This is a genomic window from Mycobacterium saskatchewanense, from assembly GCF_010729105.1.
Taxonomy (GTDB): Bacteria; Actinomycetota; Actinomycetes; order Mycobacteriales; family Mycobacteriaceae; genus Mycobacterium; species Mycobacterium saskatchewanense.
Map to the genome: position 1 here is coordinate 4,936,836 of NZ_AP022573.1, position 23,868 is coordinate 4,960,703.

Sequence of the window (23,868 nt, forward strand, 5' to 3'; positions counted from 1 at the left end):
ACTTCTCGTCGGCATACGCGATCGATAACACATCCGATTCTCTGCCCGGCGCCGCGTGGTGAATGAAACAAGACACGGATGCACAAGGTGAAAGGACCCTCAATGGCCGTACAGGAAGAGCCGAAGGTCGGAGTTGTCAACCAAATCGAGCTGCACTCAATCGATTACGTCCCGTTGCGAGCACGCCACGGCCGGCTTGTCGACCAGACCACGATCTGGTTCGCGTGTTTCCATCCACTGACCCTGGTGACCGGCGCGATCGGCATCGGCTTGGGGTTGAATCTCATTTGGACGTTGCTCGGGGTGGCGCTCGGAACGCTGTTCGGCACGATCCCGGTGTCCATCCACGCCACGCAGGGTCCCCACCTCGGATTACCCCAGATGGTGCAGACCCGGCCGCAGTTCGGCCGATACGGTGCCCTGTTCATCTGGGTGATGGCAATCGTCGTTTACTGGGGTTACCTCGTCGTGGGCGGCAACATCTTCGGCACCAACCTGCACCAGTTCGTCGGCGGTAGTGCGCCCGTCTGGGCGATAGTCACGGGCGTCGTCGCGATCGTGTTGGCGATCTTCGGGTATCGGTGGCTGCATTCCGCGCAGCGCATTGTCTCCATTGGACTCGTGATCGTGTTGGTGATCTACATTGCAGGGCTGGCAGTCGGCGGCTACATCCCGGGCAACGCGCTCAACCTCGGCGAGACCTTCCAACCGGTGCCGTTCGCGGTCACCGTCTCGGCGGCCATGGCCTACCAGCTGTCGTGGGCGTTCTTCGTCTCGGATTACTCGCGCTACATGCCCCCGGACACCAACCGCGGCGCCATCATCCTGTGGACGTCGATCGGCCTCTATTTCAGCGTGTTCGCCTACGAAGCGGTCGGCGCCATGGCCGCGGCGATGCTGCCCGGCGACGACATCATCGCAAGCGTGTCGGCGACCGGTGACCACGTCTTCCCCGGGCTGGGGACGCTGATGCTCCTGGTCTTCGGGTTGGGATTGCTCGGCCTCATGGGGATGTGCGTCTACGGCGGGTCACTGACGCTCATCACTGCCATCGACAGCATCCGGCCCGTCGATGTGAGCCGCTCAATCCGCGTCGTCACGATCCTGTTGCTCGGGGGCAGCAGCGCGATCGCGGGCGCTTTCCTGCCCGACAATTTCCTCAACACCGTTTTCCTGGTCGTCCTGGAGGTGTTCGCCTACCTGATGGCGCCGTGGACGTCAGTGAACTTGACCGATTTCTTCATCGTCCGGCGGGGGCACTATTCGGTGCGCGAAATCTTCAAGCGCGACGGCATCTATGGGCGATGGAATTGGCGCGGCATCATGGCGTACACGGTCACGTTTCTCGTCATGATCCCCTTCATGCACGCTTCCCACTTCGAGGGCCCGATCTCTGCCGCGTTGGGCGGGATAGACGTCGCGTTCTTTGTGGGGGTGCCGGTCGGCTGCCTGACCTACTGGCTACTGTGTCGCAACCTCGACATGGCAACCGAGCGTGAGGTGGTCAAAGAGTCCGACCGTGACCTTGAGCCAGTCGTACGTGATCTCGAAGCGATTGCATGACGCCGGCTCCCGCCGATATGACGGAGATTCTGTTGATCCGCCACGGCCAGCCGCGTCCGGGATACGTCGATCCACCACTTTCCCCTGTCGGCCGTCATCAATCGGAGCGACTGGGACGGTGGCTCGCGGGGGAACGCGTCGACGCGGTGGTCGCGAGTCCGATGGCCCGCGCCCTCGAAACCGCGGAGGTCGCAGCCCATGAGATGGCGCTGGCGGTGGCCGGCACCCTCGAGGATCTCCGCGAATGGGACCGCGACCATCGATCCGACGGGACTTACGTGGCGATAGAGGATTTGGGGGACGACAACCCCCGGTCTCACGCGCTGAGGACTGGCCGCTACGAATACTTCGTTCCAGACATCGACCGCACTGGCTTTCTGTCCCGCGCCCGGCGGGTCGTGGACGAACTCAGCGACCGCTGGCCGGGCCGGAGAGTGGCGGCGTTCAGCCACGGCGGGCTGATCAACGCGGCGCTGTCGACAGTGCTGGGGCTCGAGGAGCAGCTGTTCTTCTTCCTGCCCGACTACACGTCGGTGTCGACCGTGCGGGTCATGCCCGGCGGCCGGCGTGTCGTGCACGCACTGAACAACACGAGCCACCTGGTGGGACAACGCGTTCCCGAGCCTGACTCGATGCTGGCCCGCCGGCCTGGCGCCGACCGGCCGATCATTCGAACCCAATAAGCGATCGTTCGAACCCAATAAGGTGGTGGGATGGCGCCCACGAGCCCGGAGGCATCCTCACCCGTGCATGCAGTGGCAACCAGAGGGGGCCATTCCTCGTTGGTCGATGCGTGGCGCGCCAGGGTCAAACGGGAGCCGGACGCCCGCGCGATCGCGTATTTCGACGGGGCCATGACGGTCCGTGAGTTCGATGAAGCCAGTGATGCCCTCGCGGCCGGGTTCCGATCGCTCGGCACTTCCCGTGGGGACCGGGTCGGTATCTACCTGCAGAACATTCCGCAGTACGCCCTGTCGTTCCTCGCCCTCTGGAAGCTCGGGGCCACCGCGCTCCTGCTCAACCCGATGTACCGAGGTCACGAGTTACGGCGGCTGATCGATGATGCCGAGGCAGTCGGCATCGTCTGCACCGACGACGACGTGGCGGAAACCTCGGCGACCTTGGCCGGCAGCTCGGTCCGGTGGGTGGTGAGCACGTCACCCCTGGCCTTTCAGAGCCGCAATGATCCACGAGTGTTCGATACGGACGAACGTGTGGCCCGCGACACGGACCGTGACCTGGAGAACCTGATCGCGCAGTTCCGCGGGAGGTCCGCGCCCCGGCTTGACCTGACGTCAGACGAGGTCGCCCTGCTGACCTACACCTCCGGAACGACCGGTCCGCCGAAGGGCGCCACCAACACACACGGCAACCTTCTCGCGGTCACCGACAGCTTCGCTGCCTGGATCGACCTCCAACCCGGGGATGCAGTGTTCGCGATGGCGCCGTTCTTCCACATCACCGGCGCCGTCGTCAACGCCGCCATGGCCTTGCTGCATGACGCAATCCTCGTGCTGGTCAACCGCTTTCACCCCGAAGTGGCGATCGAGGCGTTTGTGGAGCACGGGGTTACTTTTACAATCGGCTCGATAACCGCCTTCAATTCCATCTCACGGCTGCCGCACGCGTCGCACGAGCATTTTGCGTCCCTGAAGTCTGTGTACAGCGGTGGCGCGCCTATCCCGCCGTCGACGGTCGGCCAGTTCATGCAACGGTTCGGCGTGTACATCCACAACGTCTACGGGATGACCGAGACGTCGTCGGCGGTGATCGGCGTACCACTCGGCGCGGAAGCGCCCGTGGACCGGGCGAGCGGCGCGCTGTCGATCGGCAGACCGCTGCACGGGATGGAGGTGCGGGTGGTGGATGCCTCCGGCCGGCCCGTGATCCCGCATGTGCAGGGGGAACTGGTGCTGCGTGGGCCGCAGGTGGTTCCCGGCTACTGGCGGAACCCCGAGGCGACCGCGTCGACAATGCCGGACGGATGGCTGCACACCGGTGACGGCGCCATCGTGGACGAGGATGGCTGGGTCTATCTGGTGGACCGCCTCAAAGACCAGATCAACACCTCGGGATACAAGGTGTGGCCGCGCGAAGTCGAAGATGTGCTGTCGGCGCACCCAGCGGTGTTCGAGGCGGCGGTCGTGGGGACGCCGGACGAGTATCGCGGTGAGGCGGTGGTGGCGTACGTGTCCCTCAACGGCGGTGAAACAGCCACGGAGGCCGAGATGATCGCCTTCGCCCGGGAACGGCTGGCCGCGTACAAGTGTCCGCGCGCAATCCGCGTCGTACCCGAACTGCCCAAGACACAGACAGGCAAGATCCGGCGCAACGCCGTCCGGGAGTAGGCCCCGCGCTGGCCGATCGGGCGGCGCATCCAGCCTGCGGGTCGACACCCGCCCGAACGCCGCTGATAACGTGGCAGCCAGAACGCTGAGCCCGGATGAGGTCTGTCCGATCAAGATTTGAACGCCGGAAGAGGGACCGTGAGCGCCGAACAGCCGACCGTCATCTACACGCTGACCGACGAGGCGCCCCTGCTGGCGACCTACGCGTTGCTGCCGATCGTGCGCGCCTTCGCCGAGCCGGCGGGCATCACGATCAAGACCAGCGACATCTCCGTGGCCGCCCGGATCCTGGCCGAGTTCCCCGAGCACCTGACCGAGGATCAGCGGGTGCCGGACGACCTCGGTGAGCTCGGCCGCCTGACGAAGCTGCCCGACACCAACATCATCAAGCTGCCGAACATCAGTGCGTCGGTGCCCCAGCTGATCGCGGCTGTCAAGGAGCTGCAGGGCAAGGGATTCAAGGTCCCGGACTTCCCGCAGAGCCCGAAGACGGACGAGGACAAGGCAATTCGCGAGCGTTACGCCAAGTGCCTTGGCAGCGCCGTGAACCCCGTGCTTCGCGAGGGCAACTCGGACCGGCGCGCACCCAAGGCGGTGAAGGAGTACGCGCGCAAGCACCCGCACAGCATGGGGGAGTGGTCGCCGGCGTCGCGCACGCACGTCGCGACCATGCGGCACGGCGACTTCTACCACGGTGAGAAGTCGATGACGCTGGACCACGCGCGCGACGTGAAGATGGTGCTTCGGACCGAGAGTGGGGAAACCCTCGAGCTCAAGCCCAAAGTCGAGCTGCGCGCGGGCGACGTCATCGACTCCATGTTCATGAGCAAGAAGGCGCTCTGCGAGTTCTACGAGCAGCAGATGCAGGACGCCTACGAGACCGGCGTGATGTTCTCGCTGCACGTCAAGGCGACGATGATGAAGGTCTCCCATCCGATCGTCTTCGGCCACGCGGTGAAGATCTTCTACAAGGACGCGTTCGCCAAGCATCAGGAACTGTTCGACGAGCTCGGCGTCAACGTCAACAACGGACTGGTCGACCTGTACAACAAGATCGAGTCGCTGCCCGCGTCGCTGCACGAGGAGATCATCCGGGACCTGCACGCCTGCCACGAACACCGGCCCGAGCTGGCGATGGTCGATTCGGCCAAGGGCATCACGAACTTCCACTCGCCGAGCGACGTCATCGTGGACGCGTCGATGCCGGCGATGATCCGCGCCGGCGGCAAGATGTGGGGCGCCGACGGGCGCCAGAAGGACACCAAGGCCGTCAACCCCGAGTCGACGTTCTCCCGCATCTACCAGGAGATGATCAACTTCTGCAAGACCAACGGGCAGTTCGATCCGACCACGATGGGCACCGTGCCGAACGTCGGCCTGATGGCGCAGCAGGCCGAGGAGTACGGCTCACACGACAAGACGTTCGAGGTTCCCGAGGACGGGGTCGCCGACATCGTCGACCTCGACACCGGGGAAGTCCTGCTGACCCAGAATGTGGAGGCCGGTGACATCTGGCGCATGCCTATCGTCACCGACGCCGCGATCCGCGACTGGGTCAAGCTGGCCGTCACCCGGGCCCGCAACTCGGGCATGACGGTGGTGTTCTGGTTGGACACCGAACGGCCGCACGAGGTCGAGCTGCGCAAGAAGGTGAAGCAGTACCTCAAGGAGCACGACACCGAGGGCCTGGAAATCCAGATCATGCCGCAGGTGTGGGCCATGAGGTACACGATCGAGCGCGCGGTGCGCGGGCAGGACACCATCGCCGCCACCGGAAACATCCTGCGCGACTACCTCACCGACCTGTTCCCCATCCTGGAGCTCGGCACCAGCGCCAAGATGTTGTCCATCGTGCCGTTGATGGCCGGCGGCGGAATGTACGAGACCGGGGCGGGCGGTTCGGCGCCCAAACACGTCCACCAGCTCGTCGAGGAGAACCACCTGCGTTGGGACTCCCTCGGTGAGTTCCTCGCGCTGGGAGCGTGTTTCGAAGACATCGGGATCAAGACCGGCAACGAGCGCGCCAAGATCCTGGGCAAGACGCTGGACGCGGCGATCGGCAAGCTGCTGGACAACAACAAGAGTCCGTCCCGCAAGACCGGCGAACTCGACAACCGCGGCAGCCAGTTCTACCTCGCGCTGTACTGGGCCGAACAACTCGCCGCGCAGTCCGACGACGAGGAGCTGCGCAAGCACTTCGCCGCGCTGGCCGACGCGCTGAGCAAAAACGAGGACACCATCGTGGCCGAGCTCGCCGAAGCGCAGGGCGAGGCCGTTGACATCGGTGGTTACTATCGGCCGGACAGCGAGAAGACAACTGCAGTCATGCGGCCGAGCAAAACGTTTAACGAAGCGCTGGCACGCTCGCAAGGCTAAGGGCCGCGAGGAGGGAGTCGACTCGAGATGTCCGACGGAAGCAAGATCAAGGTCAAGGGCCCGGTCGTCGAACTCGACGGTGACGAGATGACCCGTGTCATCTGGAAGTTCATCAAGGACCTGCTGATCCTGCCGCACCTCGACATCAACCTCGAGTACTACGACCTCGGCATCGAGAACCGCGACCGCACCAATGACCAGGTGACGATCGATGCGGCGTATGCGATCAAGCGGCACGGCGTGGGCGTCAAGTGCGCCACCATCACCCCCGACGAGGCCCGCGTCTCCGAGTTCAACCTCAAGAAGATGTGGTTGTCGCCCAACGGCACGATCCGGAACATCCTGGGCGGCACCATTTTCCGCGAGCCCATCGTGATCTCGAACGTCCCCCGGCTGGTTCCGGGCTGGACCAAGCCGATCGTCATCGGCCGCCACGCCTTCGGCGACCAGTACCGGGCGACCAACTTCAAGGTGGACAAGCCGGGCGCCGTGTCGATCACGTTCACCCCGTCGGACGGCAGCGAGCCGATTGTGCACGAGGTGGTCTCCATTCCCGAGGACGGCGGCGTCGTGATGGGGATGTACAACTTCAAGGAATCGGTCCGGGACTTCGCGCGCGCCTCGCTGGCGTACGGCCTCAACGCCAAGTGGCCGGTGTACCTGTCCACCAAGAACACCATCCTCAAGGCCTATGACGGCATGTTCAAGGACGAGTTCCAGCGCATCTACGACGAAGAGTTCAAGGACAAATTCGAGGCCGAGGGGCTCACCTACGAGCACCGGCTGATCGACGACATGGTCGCCGCCTGCCTGAAGTGGGAGGGCGGCTACGTGTGGGCCTGCAAGAACTACGACGGCGACGTCCAGTCCGACCTCGTTGCCCAGGGCTACGGCTCGCTGGGGCTGATGACGTCGGTGCTGATGACGGCCGACGGCAAGACGGTCGAGGCCGAGGCCGCGCACGGCACCGTCACCCGGCACTTCCGGCAGTACCAGGCCGGCAAGCCGACGTCGACCAACCCGATCGCCTCGATCTTCGCCTGGACGCGCGGGTTGCAGCACCGCGGCAAGCTCGACAACACGCCGGAAGTGATCGAGTTCGCGCAGACTGTGGAAAGCGTGGTCATCGCGACGGTCGAGAGCGGCAAGATGACCAAGGACCTCGCCATCCTCATCGGTCCCGACCAGGAGTGGCAGCAGAGCGAGCAGTTCCTCAACTCGATCGCCGAGAACCTCGACAAGAAGCTCGCCGGGGCCGACTAGCCAACTAGCGGGTCGCCGCCATAAAAGCTAGCCGGCCGGCTGCTGGCGATCCCGCGTCTCGCGGGTGCACTCGTCGATGAAGCCGCTGATCACCTCGGCGACGCGGTCGGGCGCCTCGAACATCGGGACGTGCCCCACGCCGTCGAGCTCGGTGACCTGATGGTCCGGCAGGTGGTTGGTGAAGTGTCGGCTGAATCTGGGTGCGGGGATCACCCGGTCCTTCTCGCAGACCACCAGGTGTGCGGGAACCGCGTTGTCGGCGAGCTCCCGCAGGCCGTGCAGCAGTGTCGCCTTGACCAGCAGCTGGAAGTAGGCGGGGCAGTGCGCGACGTCGTCGATGCAGGTGAGGATGTCGGCGTCGCTGATGGCATCGGGCGACCCGCTGATCGCGTACGTCGCCAGCCGGCGGCTGTAGGGCAGGCGCATGACGCGCGGTCCGAACGCCCAGGCCAGCAGCAGCAGCGGGATGCCGAGGACGAACTTGAAGATCACCTCGAACTTGTGCGGGCTCCACCGCGTCCAGCCGCCCGCGGGCGCGATGCCGGTGACGCTGCGGGCCCGTCCGCGCCGCTCCAGCTCGAAGGCCACCCAGCCGCCCAGGGAGTTGCCGACGATGTGGGCGGTGTCCCAGCCCAGCTCGTCCATCTGCCGCTCGACGTGATCGGCGAGCACCGCCGAGGACAGGAACCAGGTCCCGGCGCGCGGGCCGCCGTTGTGGCCGGCCATCGTCGGGGCGAACACCTCGTAGCGGCCGGTGTCGGCCAGCCGCCTGGCCACGCCCTCCCACACCGCCTGGGACAGCAGGAATGGGTGCAGCAGCAGGACGGGCTCTCCGGAGCCGAGGTGGATCGGTGGACGATTCCCCATATCCGTGACAGTAAATGCGGTACCGCCGGTACCGCAAGCGAGCGCGGGGCGGGCGCCCGGCTGGCCGGGCGCCCGGCCGAAGCGGCCAAGCACTCGGAGGCGGCCAAGCGAGTGCGGGGCGGGCGCCCGGCTGGCCGGGCGCTGGAAGGCGGGCGCCCGGCTGGCCGGGCGCTCGGCCGAAGCGGGCCGCGTGAAAAGATCGAGGCATCATGAGCACCCCCACCGGACCCCGCCGGATCTTCTCCGGCGTGCAGCCCACCTCTGACTCGCTTCACCTCGGCAATGCGCTGGGCGCCATCACCCAGTGGGTCGCGCTGCAGGACGAGCACGACTCGTTCTTCTGCGTGGTCGACCTGCACGCGATCACAATCGCGCAAGACCCGGCGGCGCTGCGGCACCGGACGCTGGTGACGGCGGCGCAGTACCTGGCGCTGGGCATCGACCCCGGCCGCAGCACGGTCTTCGTGCAGAGCCACGTGCCCGCGCACACCCAGCTGGCGTGGGTGCTGGGCTGCTTCACCGGCTTCGGCCAGGCGTCGCGCATGACGCAGTTCAAGGACAAGTCGACGAAGCAGGGCAGCGACTCGACCACCGTGGGGCTGTTCACCTATCCGGTGCTGCAGGCCGCCGACGTCCTGGCCTACGACAGCGACCTGGTGCCCGTGGGCGAGGACCAGCGCCAGCACCTGGAGCTGGCGCGCGACGTCGCGCAGCGCTTCAACAGCCGGTTCCCGGACACGTTCGTGGTTCCCGACGTGCTCATCCCCAAGGTCACCGCGAAGATCTACGACCTGCAGGACCCGACGTCGAAGATGAGCAAGTCGGCGTCCTCGGACGCCGGGCTGATCAACCTGCTCGACGATCCGGCGGTGTCCGCCAAGAAGATTCGCTCGGCGGTCACCGACAGCGAGCGCGAGATCCGCTACGACCTGGAGGCCAAGCCCGGCGTGTCGAACCTGCTGAGCATCCAGTCGGCGGTCACCGGGGTGGGCATCGACAAGCTCGTCGAGGGCTACGCCGGGCGCGGCTACGGCGACCTGAAGAAGGAGACCGCCGAGGCGGTCGTCGAGTACGTCGGCCCCATCAAGGCGCGCGTCGACGAATTGATGGCGGACCGCGCCGAATTGGAGTCGGTGCTGGCCGCCGGGTCGGCGCGCGCCGAGGACGTGGCCGGCAAGACCGTGCACCGGGTCTACGATCGGCTGGGCTTCCTTCCGCAGCGGGAATAGGTTTCACACATGAACGAGCCGGCCAAGCCGGGGATCCTGGACCGCCTGCGGGCCCGGTACGACTGGCTCGACCACGCCGTGCGCGCCTACCAGCGCTTCGACGACCGCAACGGCGGGTTCTTCGCGGCCGGGCTCACGTACTACACGATCTTTGCGCTGTTCCCTTTGCTGATGGTCGGTTTCGCGGTCTTCGGCTTCCTGCTCGCGACCCGTCCCCGGCTGCTGGGCACGATCGACGACCACATCCGGGCGCAGGTGTCGGGCCCGCTCGGGAACCAGCTGCTGGAGCTCATCGACTCGGCTATCGACGCGCGGACATCGGTCGGTGTCATCGGCCTGGCGACGGCGGCCTGGGGCGGCCTGAGCTGGATCTCCCATCTGCGGCAGGCCCTCACCGAGATGTGGTGGGAACACTGCGTGGACTCGCCGGGCTTCGTGCGCAACAAGGTCTCGGACCTGTTGGCGATGGGCGGGACGTTCGCGGTGACGATGGGCACCGTCGCACTGACCACGCTCGGCCACGAGCAGCCGATGGCCGCGGTGCTGAGATGGGCCGGCATACCGGAGTTCCTGGTGTTCGAATGGCTCTTCCGCGGCATCTCGATCGTGGTGTCGGTGCTGGTGTCGTGGCTGCTGTTCACCTGGATGATCGCCCGGCTGCCCCGGGAGAAGGTCAGCGTGGTCCACTCGATGCGGGCCGGGCTGATGGCGGCGGTCGGCTTCGAGATCTTCAAGCAGGTGGCCTCCGTTTACCTGCGGGTGGTGTCGCGCAGCCCGGCGGGCGCCACGTTCGGGCCGGTGCTGGGCCTGATGGTGTTCGCCTACATCACCGCCTATCTCGTGCTGTTCTGCACCGCGTGGGCGGCGACCACCTCGACCGATGCGCGCCGTCGTCGCATCGAGCCGCCGCCCCCGGCCATCATCGCCCCGCGGGTGCAGCTGGACGAGGGCCTGAGCGCGCGGCAGACGTTGACCGCGATGGGGCTGGGAGCTCTTGTGGCGCTTGCGTTTTCGCGCCTGACCCGCTGGCTGCGCTAGTCACGGGTGACCCGCCAGTCGCCGCGCACCATCACCGCCCTGACACGCAGGTCGGCGTCCAGCACAACCAGGTTCGCGTCGTGGCCCGCGCGCAGGTGCCCCACCCGCTCGAGGCCCAGGGCCCCCGCCGGCGTGGCGGCGGTCATCCGCACGGCGGCGGGCACTCCCGCGAGCGTGGCGGCGACTCGGAAGATCTCGGCCATGGTGGCGGTGCTGCCCGCGATCGTCGACGCGCCGCGCACCCGCGCGACACCGGACTCCACGTCGATCGGTATGGCGCCGAGTGTGTATGCGCCGTCGCCACATCCGGCCGCGGCGATGGCGTCGGTGATCAGCGCGACGCGGCCGGGTCCCGCGGCCCGGATCGCCGCGCGGAGGACGGCCGGGTGCACGTGCGCGCCGTCGGCGATGAGCTCGCACGTCACCCGCGGGTCCTGTAGCAGCGCCAGCGCCGGCCCCGGCTCGCGGTGATGCAGTGGCGGCATCGCGTTGAACAGGTGGGTGGCGACCGTGGCACCGGCGTCGACGGCGCGCTCGGTCTGGTCGTAGGTCGCATCGGTATGGCCAACGGCCACAACGACTCCCGCGTCCAGGAAGCGCCGGATCGCCTCACCGGCACCGGGCAGTTCCGGGGCCAGCGTGACCATCCGGATGGCGCCGCCACCGGCAGCCAGCACGGCCTCGATCTCCGCGGGGTCGGGGGGACGCGTCTGGGCGGGGTCGTGCGCCCCGCAGCGCGCGCGGCTCAGCCACGGCCCCTCCAGGTGGATACCGGCGACCGCGCCCTCGTGGCTGGCTGCGGCGAGCGCGCGAATGCCGGCGAGGAGGTCGGTGGGCGAGGCGGTGACCAGGCTCGCGAGCGTGGTGGTGGTGCCCTGCCGCACATGGAAGTCGGCCGCCCGGATGATGCCGGCGGGGTCGGTGTAGGACGCCCCGCCGCCACCGTGCACGTGCATGTCGACAAAGCCAGGCACCACGGTGCAATCCGGGAAGTCGTCGTGGGTCGGCCGGGGCGGGGGACCGGCGCCGCAGGCCAGGATTCGGCCGCCGGACGTCTCCAGCCACCCCGGCCGGGCGACCTCCCCGTCGAGGACCATGGTGCCCGCGGTGATCACGGGCCTTCCCAGCGGCCGCCGTTTTCCCAGAAATGGCGGATGTCCTCGAGCGGGCGGCCCTTGGTTTCCGGCGCATACCGGTAGACGAAGCCCAGCGCGAACACCGCGAGGGCCGCGAACACCGCGAAAGTGCCCGCGCCCCCGAGCGAATGCAGCATGGTCAGGAAGACGGCGGCGACGATCGCGTTAGCCACCAGGTTGGACGTCAGCATCGCGCTCGAGCCGATGGACCGCAGCCGGGTGGGGAAGCTCTCGCTGGCGTACACCCAGCCCAGCGAGCCGAAACCCATGGTGTAGCCGATGATGAACAGCAGCACCCCGGCGAAGCCGGGGATCACCCCGCCGGCGCCGCGGCCGAACACCAGCAGCAGGATGACGTCGGCGACGATCATCATCGCGATGCCGCACAACAGGATTGGGCGCCGCCCGACCCTGTCGACGAGCAGCAGCGCGACGCCCACCGCCGCCAGCCCGGCGACCTGCACCAGGGCCGGCAGCGCCAGCAGGGCGAAGTCGCCGGTGAAGCCCATTGCCGCGAATATCCTTGGGCTGTAGTAGATGATCGCGTTGATGCCGGTGATCTGGATGAGGAAGCCGAGCGTGATCACGAAGGCGGTGGCCCGCGCGTACGGGGGGCGCAGCATCTCGGCCGCTCCGCCGCCCTCCTCGCCCAGCGCACGGCCGATCTCGGCGAGCTCCGCGTCGGCGGCGTCGACGTCGGCGGTGGGCTCCACGCGCAGCAGCGCGGCGCGGGCGTCGTCGGGCCGACCCCGCAGCAAATACCACCGGGCGGTGTCGGGCATCCGGCCGATCAACGGCAGCAACAGGATTGCGGGCACGGCGGCCAGGCCCAGCATCCACCGCCAGCTGTGGGTGCCGGCCAGCAGGTAGCCCGTCAGGTAGCCGACGATGAGGCCGCTGACCACGGCGAGCTGATAGGCCGTCAGCAGCGACCCGCGCACCGCCGCGGGGGCCGATTCCGCCACGTACACCGGGATGACGACCACCGACACCCCGATGGTCAGGCCCACCAGGAACCGCGCCGCCAGCAGCATCGGCAGCGACACCGAGAACGCGTCCAGCAACGCGAACGCCGCGTACGCGACCAGGATCAACAGCACGGATCCCTTGCGACCGATCCGGTTGGCGAGCACGCCGGCGCCGAGCGCGCCGGGGATCTGGCCAAGCACCACCATCGTCGTCAGCAGCTCCTGCTGCCGGGTGGTGAGCCCGAAGTCGTCGGCGACGAACAGCTGGGCGCCGGCGATGATGGACAGGTCGTAGCCGTAGATGAGACCGACGCTGGCGGCGGTGAGCCCGACCAGCGCGCCGCGCAACCGGGCGGGCCGCGCGGTCAACGGTGTTGGGGCCGGCGGTTCATCGAGCGTGCGACCATGATCAAGCTAAACACGACGATGGTGCCGACGACGGCGACGCCCACCCGCACGGGCATCGCGTCCCCCGACGGGATGAGGCCCGCCGCCTGCGCGCCGGTCTGCCGGTCCGTGGCGCTGTCGTGCTTCGGCAGCAGCGACGGGTCGGGCTCGATCAGCGATCCGACCTGGGTGCCCTGCGGGGTGGCAAAGCCGTAGTCGAGCAGGTGCGCCGCCTGTTCCCAGGGGGCGATCGGCACCCGCGTCCCGTGCAGCAGCACGGCCATCAGCCGCCGCCCGTTGCGGTTGGCCGCGCCCACGAACGTCTGGCCGGCGTCGTCGGTGTACCCGGTCTTGCCGCCGAGCGCGCCGGGATACTTGTAGAGCAGCTGGTTGTCGTTCTCCAGCTCGTAGCCGGGGTGGTCCCCGTGGCCGGGAAAGTCGAACGAGCGCGTGGCGACGATGTCGGCGAAAGTCGGGTTCTGCCAGGCGTAGCGGTAGAACAGCCCGATGTCGTACGCAGACGTGCTCATGCCCGGGCCGTCCAGGCCGGACGGCGTCGCCACCCGGGTGTCGCGGCCGCCGAGCTTGGCGGCCAGCACGTTGATCTTCTCCACCGCCTGCTGCATCCCGCCGAGCTGCATGGCCAGCGCGTGGGCGGCGTCGTTGCCGGAGTGCATCAGCAGCCCGTGCAGCAGCTGGTTGATCGTGAACACCCCGCCTTCGTCGACGCCCACCTTGGTGCCCTCGGCGGCGGCGTCCTCGGCGGTGCCGGGCACCGACTTGTTGAGGTTGAACGCGTTGATCGACGCCATCGCGACGAGCACCTTGATGATGCTCGCGGGCCGGTGCCGGCCGTGCGGGTCCTTGGCGGCAACGACGGCGCCGCTGTCGAGGTCGGCCACCAGCCACGCGTCGGCCGACACGTCGGTCGGCAGCGGCGGTGTATCCGGCGCCGTGACGATGCCGCAGCCGCCCAGCGCGTCGCCGCCGACCGGCTTGGCCGGCACCGCAAGCGGGATCGGCGGGTCGCCGGCCTGCGGCGCCTCCGACGAGTCGACCGCTGGCGGGGTGTTGACCTTGAAGGGGCAGTTCGCCGGCGCCGCGTTGGGGCCCGGGTTCGGCTCGGCGGCCGCCTTCGGGAGGGCGCCGGGAGTCGCGAACAGCACCGGGGCCGCCGTCAGGAAAGCCGCCGCTGCCAGGCAAGATGCGGAGCGCAGTACGTTCATTGTGTGTGCAGACTAGGCGATCCGCGCCCCGATTCCGGGGAGCCGCGCTGTGACTGCTGGGACGCAAGTTACTTCGCGCCCGCGGTCTATAGGCGCCGGGACTCCTCGCTGAGCACCGCGCGCAGGACGGCCTCGATGGTGTCGAACTCGGCGGGGCCGCTGATCAGCGGCGGCGCCAGCTGGATGACGGAGTCGCCGCGATCGTCGGTGCGGCAGTACAACCCGTTCTCGAACAGCGCCGCACCGACCCGCGGCAGCAGCGACCGGCGCTCGTCATCGGTGAAGGTCTCCTTCGTCGCCTGGTCCTTGACCAATTCGACGCCGTAGAAGTAGCCCTCGCCGCGCACGTCGCCGACGATCGGCAGGTCGTACAGCTTCTCCAGGGTCGCCCGGAAGCCGGCCGCGTGCTGTTTGACGCGATCGTTGAGGCCCTCGCGCTCGAAGATGTCGAGGTTGGCCAGCCCGACGGCGGCCGACACCGGGTGGCCGCCGAACGTATAGCCGTGCGGGAACATCGTTTTGCCGTCGTCGAAGGGCTCGAACAACCGCTCGCTGGCGATCATCGCGCCCAGGGGTGAGTAGCCCGACGTCAGTCCCTTGGCGCAGGTGATCATGTCGGGCACGTAGCCGAAGTCCTCACAGGCGAACATCGACCCGATCCGGCCGAACGCGCAGATCACCTCGTCGGAGACCAGCAGCACGTCGTAGGCGTCGCAGATCTCGCGGACCCGCTCGAAATAACCCGGCGGAGGCGGGATGCTGCCGCCCGCGTTCTGCACCGGCTCGAGGAAGACGGCCGCGACGGTGTCAGGGCCCTCGAACTCGATGGCCTCGGCGACCCGATCGGCGGCCCACCTCCCGAAGGCCTTGAGGTCGGTTTGGAACGGTTCGGGAGCGCGGTAGAAGTTGGTGTTGGGCACCCGGAAGCCCCCCGGGGTGACCGGCTCGAACGGCGCCTTGTACTTGGGCAGCCCGGTGATCGCCAGCGCCCCCTGCGTGGTGCCGTGGTAGGCGACCCAGCGCGAGATCACCTTGTGCTTACCGGGTTTGCCGGTCAGCTTGAAGTACTGCTTGGCCAGCTTCCAGGCGGTCTCGACGGCCTCGGTGCCGCCGGTGGTGAAGAACACCCGGTTCAGGTCGCCCGGCGTGTGGCCGGCGACGCGCTCGGCCAGCTCGATCGCGGGCGGGGTGGCATACCCCCACAACGGGAAGTAGGCCAGGGTGCTCGCCTGCCGGGCGGCAACGTCGGCGAGTTCCGTTCGCCCGTGGCCGACCTGCACGGTGAACAGCCCCGACAGGCCGTCGAGGTAGCTCTTGCCGCGGTCGTCGTAGATGGTGACGCCGTCGCCGCGGGTGATGATCGGCGGCGTCGCGCCCGCGCCGTGCCGGGTGAAGTGCAGCCACAGGTTGTCGGTCATTGGAGTGAGCGTATCGGTGGGTGCGATCGACGGGTAGGTTCAAGGCCATGACCTCAACCCGGGAGGTCGCCCAATTCGAGGCGCTGCGACCGCATCTCATGGCCGTCGCGTACCGGTTGACGGGCACGGTGGCCGACGCCGAGGACATCGTGCAGGAGGCCTGGCTGCGCTGGGACCGCCAGAAGTCTGACATCGCCGACCTCCGCGCGTGGCTGACGACGGTGGTCAGCCGGCTCGGCCTGGACAGGCTCCGGTCGGCCAGGCATCGCCGCGAGGCCTACACCGGCAACTGGCTGCCCGAACCCGTCGTCGCGCCGTTGTCCCGGGAGGCCGACCCGCTGTCCGCCGTGGTGGCCCGCGAGGACGCCCGGTTCGCCGCGATGGTGGTGCTGGAGCGACTGTCGCCGGATCAGCGGGTGGCGTTCGTGCTGCACGACGGGTTCGTCGTGCCGTTCGCCGAGGTGGCGCGGGTGCTCGGCACCACCGAGGCCGCCGCCCGCCAGCTGGCGTCGCGGGCGCGCAAGGCGGTCGCCGCGCAGCCGCCGCCGGAACCCGACCCCTCGCACGACGCGGTGGTCGGCCGCCTGCTGGCCGCCATGGCCGCCGGCGACGTGGACGCGGTGGTGGCGCTGCTGCACCCGGACGTGATCTTGACCGGCGACTCGAACGGCAAGGCGCCCACAGCCGTTCAGGTCATCCATGGCCGCGACAAGGTGGTGCGGTTCATGCTCGGCCTGGCCGAGCGCTACGGCCCGGCCTTCTTTACCGCCCAGCAGCTCGCCCGGGTCAACGGCGAGCTCGGCGCCTACACCGCGGGCACCCCCGGTGGCGACGGCCACCGGGGCATGCTGCCGCGGATCACGGCGTTCACCGTGCGCGACGGGAAGGTCTGCGCGCTGTGGGACATCGCCAATCCCGACAAGTTCACCGGCTCTCCGCTGCGGACGCCGGCGCGGCCCACGGAATCCGGCATGCCGCACCGGAACTGAAGCCCTGCTCGGTGATGCCCAGCGCGGAGTTGACCCGGGCCCGCATGTTCTCCACGCCGATCTGGTAGGTCAGCTCGATCACTCCGGCGTCGCCGAACCGGGCCCGCAGGTCGGTCACCTGCTCGTCGGTGACGGTGTGCGGATCCGTCGTCATCGCGTCGGCGTAGCGGATTGCGGCGCGCTCGTCGTCGGTGAAGGCCGAAGAGGTTGCGTAATTGTCGATGTCGTTGAGTCGCTCCACGTCGAGGCCATCCATCCGCTGCAGCATGGACCCGAAGTCGACGCACCAGGAGCAGCCGATGCTGCGTGCGGTCCACAGCACCGCCAGCTCACGCACGCCGACCGGCAGCCGCTTCGACGCCCGCTCGATCATCGTCTCGTGCACGGCTCCGGCGAGCATCAGCCCGCGATGGTGCGCTGTGACGGCAAACGGTTCGGGGACCTGGCCGTAGCGCCGACTGGCGATCCGGTACATGGCGCGGGTCCACAGCCCGGCGCGTTCGGGGGGCAGGGGTTCGATGCGGGTTTTTTGTGTCATGCCCTTGAGACGAGGTTGCCCCGGCGAACGTGACGGTGCGTTCACGTTCGGCGCCGACGGTGACGCTGGCGTCACGCTCGCCGTCAGGAGGGTCCTGGCGCGGGTCTAGCGCGTGAACATCAACGCGCGCTTGACTTCCTGGATCGCCTTGGTGACCTGGATGCCGCGCGGGCACGCCTCGGTGCAGTTGAACGTGGTCCGGCACCGCCACACCCCGTCCACCTCGTTGAGGATGTCGAGGCGCTCGGCGGCGGCCTCGTCGCGACTGTCGAAGATGAACCGGTGCGCGTTGACGATCGCCGCCGGCCCGTAGTAGCTGCCCTCCTGCCAGAAGATCGGGCAGCTGGTGGTGCAGGCCGCGCACAGGATGCACTTGGTGGTGTCGTCGTAGCGCGCGCGGTCGGTGGGGCTCTGGATGCGTTCGCGCGTCGGCGGGTTCCCGGTGGTGACCAGGTACGGTTTCACCGCGCGGTAGGCGTCGAAGAAGGGTTCCATGTCGACCACCAGGTCCTTCTCCACGGGCAGCCCGCGGATCGGTTCGACCGTGATGGTCAGTGTCTTGCCCGGCTTGGGCTTCTCGGGCAGCAGGTCACGCATCAGCACCTTGCACGCCAACCGGTTGACGCCGTTGATGCGCATGGCGTCCGAACCGCACACCCCGTGGGCGCAGGACCGCCGGAAGGTCAGCGTCCCGTCGAGGTAGCTCTTCACATAGATCAGCAGGTTGAGCAGGCGGTCGCTCGGCAGGCAGGGCACCCGAAAGCTCTGCCAGCCACCGGTTTGCGCGAACGCGTCGGGCTGGTCGGGGTTGAACCGGGCGATCTTGAGCGTCACCATCACCGCGCCCTCGGGGACGGGCGGCAACGGCGGCTCGACGCGGGGTTCGACAGCCTCGCCTGCAGTCATCAGTACTTCCGTTCCTTCGGTTCGTAGCGGGTCTGCACGACGGGCTTGAAGTCCAGCGCGATGTCGCTGAGCAGGTCGGTGCCCTGCTTGTATGCCATGGTGTGGCGCATGTAGTTGACGTCGTCGCGGTTCGGGTAGTCCTCGCGCGCGTGCCCGCCCCGGGACTCCTTGCGGTTCAGCGCGCCCACCACGGTGACCTCGGCCAGCTCCAGCAGGAAGCCGAGTTCGATCGCCTCCAGCAGGTCGCTGTTGTATCGCTTTCCCTTGTCGTGCACGGTGATCCGGGAATAGCGGTCCTTGAGCGCGTGGATGTCGGTCAGCGCCTGTTTCAGCGTCTCCTCGGTTCGGAAGACGGCGGCGTTGTTGTCCATCGACTGCTGCAGCGCGCCGCGGATATCGGCGACGCGCTCGTTGCCGTGCTCGGAGAGGATGTCGCCCACCCAGCCGACCACCATGGCCGCCGGGTCCGGCGGCATGTCGACGAAGTCGTGCCCGTCGGCGAAGCCGGCGGCGGCGATGCCGGCGCGGCGGCCGAAGACGTTGATGTCCAGCAGGGAGTTGGTGCCCAGCCGGTTGGCGCCGTGCACCGACACGCACGCGCACTCGCCGGCCGCGTAGAGGCCCGGCACGGTGGAGGTGTTGTCCCGCAACACCTGTCCCGTCACGGTGGTCGGGATGCCGCCCATCACGTAGTGGCAGGTCGGGTAGACCGGGACCAGCTCGTGCACCGGGTCCACACCCAGGTAGGTGCGGGCGAACTCGGTGATGTCGGGCAGCTTGGACTCCAGCACATCCTCGCCCAGGTGGCGGACGTCGATGTAGACGTAGTCCTTGTGCGGGCCGGCGCCGCGGCCCTCCAAAACTTCCAAAACCATTGAGCGGGCGACGATGTCGCGCGGTGCCAGGTCGACGATCGTCGGCGCGTAGCGCTCCATGAAGCGCTCGCCCTCGCCGTTGAGCAGCCGGCCGCCCTCGCCGCGTACGGCCTCGGAGATCAGGATGCCCAGGCCGGCCAGCCCGGTCGGGTGGAACTGGTGAAACTCCATGTCCTCCAACGGGAGTCCCTTGCGGAACACGATGCCGATGCCGTCGCCGGTCAGCGTGTGGGCGTTGGACGTCGTCTTGTACATGCGGCCCGAACCGCCGGTGGCGAGCACGACGGCCTTGGCGTGGAACACGTGGATCTCGCCGGTGGCCAGTTCGTAGGCCACCACGCCGGTGGCCACCGGGCCACTCGGGGTCTGCGTCAAAACCAGGTCCAGCGCGTAGAACTCGTTGAAGAACTGCACGTCGTGCTTGACGCAGTTCTGGTAGAGGGTCTGCAGGATCATGTGGCCGGTGCGGTCGGCGGCGTAGCAGGCGCGGCGCACCGGAGCCTTGCCGTGGTCGCGCGTGTGCCCGCCGAAGCGGCGCTGGTCGATGCGGCCTTCGGGGGTCCGGTTGAACGGCATCCCCATCTTCTCCAGGTCCAACACCGCGTCGATCGCTTCCTTGCACATGATCTCCACGGCGTCCTGGTCGGCGAGGTAGTCGCCACCCTTGACGGTGTCGAACGTGTGCCATTCCCAGTTGTCGTCCTCGACGTTGGCCAGCGCCGCGCACATACCGCCCTGCGCGGCGCCGGTGTGGCTGCGGGTGGGGTAGAGCTTGGTGAGCACCGCTGTCCGCACCCGGGGCCCCGCCTCGACGGCGGCCCGCATGCCGGCACCGCCCGCGCCGACGATCACCACGTCGTATCGGTGTTGCTGGATCAACTGCGGGTCGCCTCCATCAGGAAATATTCGGGTCGAACGTCAGGATCACGTAGGTGCCCAGCACCAGCGTGAAGCCCATCGACAGCAGCAGAATGCTGTTGAGCCAGAAGCGGGTGACGTCCTTGCGGCTGTAGTCATCGATGATGGTGCGCAGGCCGTTGCCGCCGTGCAGCTGGGCCAGCCACAGCAGCGCCAGGTCCCAGAACTGCCAGAACGGCGAAGCCCAGCGCTGGGCCACGAAGTTGAAGTCCAGGCGGTAGACGCCGTTGTCCCACATCAGCGTGATGAACAGGTGCCCGATCGCCAGGGCGACCAGCGCGACCCCGGAAAACCGCATGAACAGCCAGGCGAACTTCTCGAAGTTGGGGATGCCGGCGCGGCGGCGCGGGGAGCGCGGGTTGTCCAGGCTGGCGGGGCGGTCGTGGGTGCGCTGCCGCACCGGCGCCGTCTGGCCGCGTCCGAGCTGGAGGTCGGGGCTGCTCATCGGAAGTGCTCCCACATGTGGATGCCGGTCACCACGCCCGCCGGGACCATCAGCAGCAGGAAGACGACGGCGACGATCCACAGCATCAGCTTCTGGTAGCGGGTGCCCTCGGACCAGAAGTCGATCAGGATCACCCGGATCCCGTTCAGGGCGTGGAACAGCACCGCCGCGACCAGGCCGTATTCCATCAGCCCGACGATCGGCGTCTTGTAGTCCGCCAGCACCGCGTTGTAGGTCTGCGGGCTCACCCGCAGCATCGCCGCGTCGAGCACGTGGACGAACAGGAAGAAGAAGATGGTCGCGCCGCTGATGCGGTGGAGCACCCAGGCCCACATCCCGGGGTCGCCCCGGTAGAGGGTGCGTGGTGGCCGCCGCTTGCGCGCCGGTGGCTTCACCGGTTCCGCGGTCGTCGCCTGCGTACTCAACCCTGTCCTCACCGCCCTTCTCCGACACTCGCCCACAGCCAAGCCGGGCAGTTCAGCCTAACCCGGCGAGTTAGCCCGCGGCACCGAACAGGCCGCCAAGCGAAGTGTGGTCCGGGTCTAGGGTGACCTGTGGACACGGCCCATCGGAGGTAGCGGGTTTCTCATGCCAGGAATTGACTGGGATCAGTTGCGGGACAAGGCAACTCGGGCATCGGCGGGCGCGTACGCGCCGTACTCGCGATTCCGGGTCGGCGCGGCCGCGCTGGTCGACGACGGCCGCGTTGTCACCGGGTGCAATGTGGAGAACGTCTCATATGGCCTTGGTCTCTGTGCCGAGTGCGGTGTGGTGTGCGCCCTACACGCGACGGGCGGTGGGCGGCTGGTCGCGCTGGCGTGTGTGAACGCGGCCGGGTCCGCGCTGATGCCCTGCGGACGGTGCCGCCAGGTGCTGCTGGAGCACGGCGGCCCCGAACTGCTGGTCGACCATCCGGCCGGGCCGCGGCGCCTCGGCGACCTGCTGCCCGACGCGTTCGGTCCCGAGGATCTGGTGTGAGCCTCCCGTTCGACGCGCCGACGGTGATCAAGACCAAGCGCGACGGCGGCCGGTTGTCCGACGCCGCCATCGACTGGGTGATCGACGCCTACACCGGCGGCCGGGTCGCCGAGGAGCAGATGGCGGCCCTGCTGATGGCGATCGTCTTTCGCGGCATGGACCGCGGCGAGCTCGCGCGCTGGACGGCGGCGATGGTGGCGTCCGGCCCGCGCCTGGATTTCGGTGACCTGCCGCTGCCGACCGTGGACAAGCACTCCACCGGCGGGGTGGGGGACAAGATCACCCTGCCGCTGGTGCCCGTCGTCGCCGCGTGCGGTGCGGCGGTGCCACAGGCCTCGGGCCGCGGGCTCGGGCACACCGGCGGCACCCTGGACAAGCTGGAGTCCATCGCCGGATTCACGGCCGACCTGTCCAGCGGCCGGGTGCGCGAGCAGCTGCGCGGTGTGGGCGCGGCCATCTTCGCCGCCGGCGAGCTGGTCCCCGCCGACGCCAAGCTGTACGCACTGCGCGACGTCACGGGCACCGTCGAGTCGCTGCCGCTGATCGCCAGCTCGGTGATGAGCAAGAAGCTGGCCGAGGGGACGGCCGCGCTGGTGCTCGACGTCAAGGTGGGCTCGGGGGCGCTGATGGCCTCCGAGGCGCAATGCCGCGACCTGGCGCACACCATGGTCGGGTTGGGCGCGGCCTACGGCGTGCCGACCCGCGCGCTGCTGACCGACATGAACTGCCCGCTCGGGAAGACGGTGGGCAACGCGCTCGAGGTCGCGGAGTCGCTGGAGGTGCTGTCCGGCGGGGGCCCGCCCGACGTCGTCGAGCTGACGCTGCGGCTGGCCGCCGAGATGCTCGAGCTCGCCGGGATCGGCGACCGCGACCCCGCCGACACACTGCGTGACGGCTCCGCGATGGACCGATTCCGGCGACTGATCGCCGCCCAGGGCGGCGACTTGTCGGTCCCGTTGCCGATCGGTGCGCATACCGAGACCGTGACCGCGGCCCGGGGCGGCACAATGGGCGATATCGACGCGATGGCAGTGGGGCTGGCGGCTTGGCGGCTCGGCGCGGGACGATCCCGGCCGGGTGGCGCGGTGCAGTCGGGTGCGGGCGTGCGGATCCACCGCCAGCCGGGGGAGCCGGTCGCTGCCGGCGAGACGTTGTTCACCCTCTACACCGACACGCCGGACCGCTTCGCCGCCGCGATGGCCGAGCTGGCCGGCGGCTACAGCGTGGGCGACACCGCACCCGCGGGCCGTCCGCTGATCATCGATCGGATCGTCAAGTGACCACACCCCTGACTCTCGACCAGATCACCAAGGCGCCCAAGGCCCTGCTGCACGACCACCTCGACGGGGGCCTGCGCCCGTCGACCGTGGTCGACATCGCGGGCCAGATCGGCTATGACGGGCTGCCCGCCACCGACGTCGACGCGCTGGCGAAGTGGTTCCGCACGCGGTCGCACAGCGGCTCGCTGGAGCGCTACCTGGAGCCCTTCTCGCACACGGTCGCCGTGATGCAGACGGCGGATTCGCTGCACCGCGTGGCGTTCGAGTGCGTGGAGGACCTGGCCGCCGACTCGGTGGTCTACGCCGAGATTCGGTTCGCCCCGGAGCTGCACATCGACCGCGGGCTGTCGTTCGACGAGATCGTCGACGCCGTGCTGGCGGGCTTCGCCGACGGCGAGAAGGCCTGCGCCGCAGCGGGACGGACGATCGTGGTGCGGCTGTTGGTCACCGCGATGCGGCACGCCGCGGTGTCCCGGGAGATCGCCGAGCTGGCGATCCGCTGGCGGGACAAGGGGGTGGTCGGGTTCGACATCGCCGGTGCCGAGGCCGGCAACCCCCCGACGCGCCACCTGGACGCGTTCGAGTACATGCGGGACAACAACGCGCGCTTCACGATTCACGCCGGGGAGGCGTTCGGACTGCCGTCGATCCATGAGGCGATCGCGTTCTGCGGGGCCGACCGGCTGGGCCACGGGGTGCGCATCGTCGACGACATCGACGTGCTCGCCGACGGGAGCGTCCGGCTGGGCCGTCTCGCAGCGATCCTGCGGGACAAGCGAATTCCGTTGGAGCTGTGCCCAAGCTCCAACGTGCAGACCGGCGCGGTGAAGAGCATCGGCGACCACCCCTTCGACCTGCTGGCGCGCACGCGGTTTCGGGTCACCGTGAACACCGACAACCGGCTGATGAGCGACACCTCGATGAGTCTCGAGATGTCGCGCCTGGTCGACGCTTTCGGCTACGGGTGGAGCGACCTGGAACGGTTCACCATCAACGCCATGAAGTCCGCGTTCATCCCGTTCGACGAGCGGCTGGCGATCATCGACGAGGTGATCAAGCCGCGCTACGCGGTATTGATCGGGTAAGACGACAAACGCCGCCCGCCCGGTAGCCGGGCGAG

Annotated in this window: 21 protein-coding genes; 11 read left to right on the plus strand and 10 right to left on the minus strand. The window is 68.4% G+C overall.

The window, feature by feature from the left end; all coding sequences use genetic code 11:
- The first annotated feature begins 102 nt into the window (after positions 1 to 102).
- The 5 genes from G6N56_RS23330 to G6N56_RS23350 all read left to right on the plus strand — a co-directional run bounded on the left by G6N56_RS23330 (position 103) and on the right by G6N56_RS23350 (position 7,550).
- Complete coding sequence (locus tag G6N56_RS23330; RefSeq protein ID WP_085253664.1) at positions 103 to 1,563, plus strand: purine-cytosine permease family protein; 1,461 nt, start codon at positions 103 to 105, stop codon at positions 1,561 to 1,563.
- Complete coding sequence (locus tag G6N56_RS23335) at positions 1,560 to 2,246, plus strand: histidine phosphatase family protein (RefSeq protein ID WP_197746640.1); 687 nt, start codon at positions 1,560 to 1,562, stop codon at positions 2,244 to 2,246. The genes G6N56_RS23330 and G6N56_RS23335 overlap by 4 nt, the downstream gene beginning before the upstream one ends.
- A gap of 30 nt (positions 2,247 to 2,276) precedes the next feature.
- Positions 2,277 to 3,911, plus strand: a complete 1,635-nt coding sequence (locus tag G6N56_RS23340; RefSeq protein ID WP_085253662.1) for a class I adenylate-forming enzyme family protein — start codon at positions 2,277 to 2,279, stop codon at positions 3,909 to 3,911.
- A gap of 138 nt (positions 3,912 to 4,049) precedes the next feature.
- Positions 4,050 to 6,287, plus strand: coding sequence for an NADP-dependent isocitrate dehydrogenase (locus G6N56_RS23345; RefSeq protein WP_085253661.1), 2,238 nt, complete (start codon positions 4,050 to 4,052; stop codon positions 6,285 to 6,287).
- Positions 6,288 to 6,314: 27 nt separating this feature from the next.
- Positions 6,315 to 7,550 (plus strand): NADP-dependent isocitrate dehydrogenase, encoded by a 1,236-nt coding sequence (locus G6N56_RS23350; protein WP_085253660.1) that lies wholly within the window; start codon positions 6,315 to 6,317, stop codon positions 7,548 to 7,550.
- Between the two features lie 27 nt (positions 7,551 to 7,577).
- Here G6N56_RS23350 and G6N56_RS23355 read toward each other — a convergent pair whose 3' ends face one another.
- Positions 7,578 to 8,417: an alpha/beta fold hydrolase gene (locus G6N56_RS23355; protein WP_085253659.1), complete on the minus strand. Its 840-nt coding sequence runs from the start codon at positions 8,415 to 8,417 to the stop codon at positions 7,578 to 7,580.
- Positions 8,418 to 8,626: 209 nt separating this feature from the next.
- Here G6N56_RS23355 and trpS point away from each other — a divergent pair, with 209 nt between their 5' ends.
- Together trpS and yhjD are read left to right on the plus strand one after the other, a co-directional pair.
- Positions 8,627 to 9,646: a tryptophan--tRNA ligase gene (trpS, locus tag G6N56_RS23360; protein ID WP_085253658.1), complete on the plus strand. Its 1,020-nt coding sequence runs from the start codon at positions 8,627 to 8,629 to the stop codon at positions 9,644 to 9,646.
- A gap of 9 nt (positions 9,647 to 9,655) precedes the next feature.
- Entirely contained in the window at positions 9,656 to 10,684 is a 1,029-nt protein-coding gene (gene yhjD, locus G6N56_RS23365; protein ID WP_085253657.1) for an inner membrane protein YhjD, read from the plus strand.
- Here yhjD and nagA read toward each other — a convergent pair.
- The 4 genes from nagA to G6N56_RS23385 form a co-directional block, all read right to left on the minus strand.
- A complete protein-coding gene (gene nagA, locus G6N56_RS23370) occupies positions 10,681 to 11,781 on the minus strand; it encodes an N-acetylglucosamine-6-phosphate deacetylase (RefSeq protein ID WP_085253676.1) in 1,101 nt (366 codons plus the stop codon). The genes yhjD and nagA overlap by 4 nt on opposite strands.
- A gap of 14 nt (positions 11,782 to 11,795) precedes the next feature.
- The gene (locus tag G6N56_RS23375) at positions 11,796 to 13,157 is read right to left on the minus strand and encodes a sugar porter family MFS transporter (protein ID WP_085253656.1); all 1,362 of its coding nucleotides are present in this window, start codon (positions 13,155 to 13,157) and stop codon (positions 11,796 to 11,798) included.
- Positions 13,154 to 14,401, minus strand: a complete 1,248-nt coding sequence (locus G6N56_RS23380) for a D-alanyl-D-alanine carboxypeptidase DacB1 (protein ID WP_085253655.1) — start codon at positions 14,399 to 14,401, stop codon at positions 13,154 to 13,156. The genes G6N56_RS23375 and G6N56_RS23380 overlap by 4 nt, the downstream gene beginning before the upstream one ends.
- An 86-nt stretch (positions 14,402 to 14,487) precedes the next feature.
- Positions 14,488 to 15,819, minus strand: a complete 1,332-nt coding sequence (locus tag G6N56_RS23385) for an aspartate aminotransferase family protein (RefSeq protein WP_085253654.1) — start codon at positions 15,817 to 15,819, stop codon at positions 14,488 to 14,490.
- Between the two features lie 47 nt (positions 15,820 to 15,866).
- On the opposite strand from G6N56_RS23385, the gene G6N56_RS23390 reads away from it, so the two are divergent.
- Positions 15,867 to 16,808, plus strand: coding sequence for a sigma-70 family RNA polymerase sigma factor (locus G6N56_RS23390; protein WP_085253653.1), 942 nt, complete (start codon positions 15,867 to 15,869; stop codon positions 16,806 to 16,808).
- Here the strand turns inward: G6N56_RS23390 and G6N56_RS23395 are convergent.
- From G6N56_RS23395 to sdhC, 5 genes are all read right to left on the minus strand, one after another.
- A complete protein-coding gene (locus G6N56_RS23395; protein ID WP_085253652.1) occupies positions 16,744 to 17,346 on the minus strand; it encodes a carboxymuconolactone decarboxylase family protein in 603 nt (200 codons plus the stop codon). The genes G6N56_RS23390 and G6N56_RS23395 overlap by 65 nt on opposite strands.
- A gap of 105 nt (positions 17,347 to 17,451) precedes the next feature.
- The gene (locus G6N56_RS23400; RefSeq protein WP_085253651.1) at positions 17,452 to 18,252 is read right to left on the minus strand and encodes a succinate dehydrogenase iron-sulfur subunit; all 801 of its coding nucleotides are present in this window, start codon (positions 18,250 to 18,252) and stop codon (positions 17,452 to 17,454) included.
- Positions 18,252 to 20,006, minus strand: coding sequence for a succinate dehydrogenase flavoprotein subunit (sdhA, locus tag G6N56_RS23405; protein WP_085253650.1), 1,755 nt, complete (start codon positions 20,004 to 20,006; stop codon positions 18,252 to 18,254). Before sdhA ends, G6N56_RS23400 begins: the two co-directional genes overlap by 1 nt.
- 16 nt (positions 20,007 to 20,022) lie before the next feature.
- Positions 20,023 to 20,490, minus strand: a complete 468-nt coding sequence (locus G6N56_RS23410) for a succinate dehydrogenase hydrophobic membrane anchor subunit (protein WP_085253649.1) — start codon at positions 20,488 to 20,490, stop codon at positions 20,023 to 20,025.
- Positions 20,487 to 20,825, minus strand: a complete 339-nt coding sequence (gene sdhC / locus G6N56_RS23415; RefSeq protein ID WP_232069386.1) for a succinate dehydrogenase, cytochrome b556 subunit — start codon at positions 20,823 to 20,825, stop codon at positions 20,487 to 20,489. The genes G6N56_RS23410 and sdhC overlap by 4 nt, the downstream gene beginning before the upstream one ends.
- Positions 20,826 to 21,078: 253 nt before the next feature.
- On the opposite strand from sdhC, the gene G6N56_RS23420 reads away from it, so the two are divergent.
- The 3 genes from G6N56_RS23420 to G6N56_RS23430 are packed head-to-tail and all read left to right on the plus strand — an operon-like array spanning position 21,079 to position 23,833.
- Positions 21,079 to 21,468, plus strand: coding sequence for a cytidine deaminase (locus G6N56_RS23420; protein ID WP_085253648.1), 390 nt, complete (start codon positions 21,079 to 21,081; stop codon positions 21,466 to 21,468).
- The gene (locus tag G6N56_RS23425; RefSeq protein WP_085253647.1) at positions 21,465 to 22,748 is read left to right on the plus strand and encodes a thymidine phosphorylase; all 1,284 of its coding nucleotides are present in this window, start codon (positions 21,465 to 21,467) and stop codon (positions 22,746 to 22,748) included. The genes G6N56_RS23420 and G6N56_RS23425 overlap by 4 nt, the downstream gene beginning before the upstream one ends.
- Positions 22,745 to 23,833 carry an adenosine deaminase gene (locus G6N56_RS23430; protein ID WP_085253646.1) on the plus strand — a complete coding sequence of 363 codons (1,089 nt, stop codon included), beginning with the start codon at positions 22,745 to 22,747 and terminating at the stop codon, positions 23,831 to 23,833. The genes G6N56_RS23425 and G6N56_RS23430 overlap by 4 nt, the downstream gene beginning before the upstream one ends.
- The last annotated feature ends 35 nt before the right edge of the window (positions 23,834 to 23,868 follow it).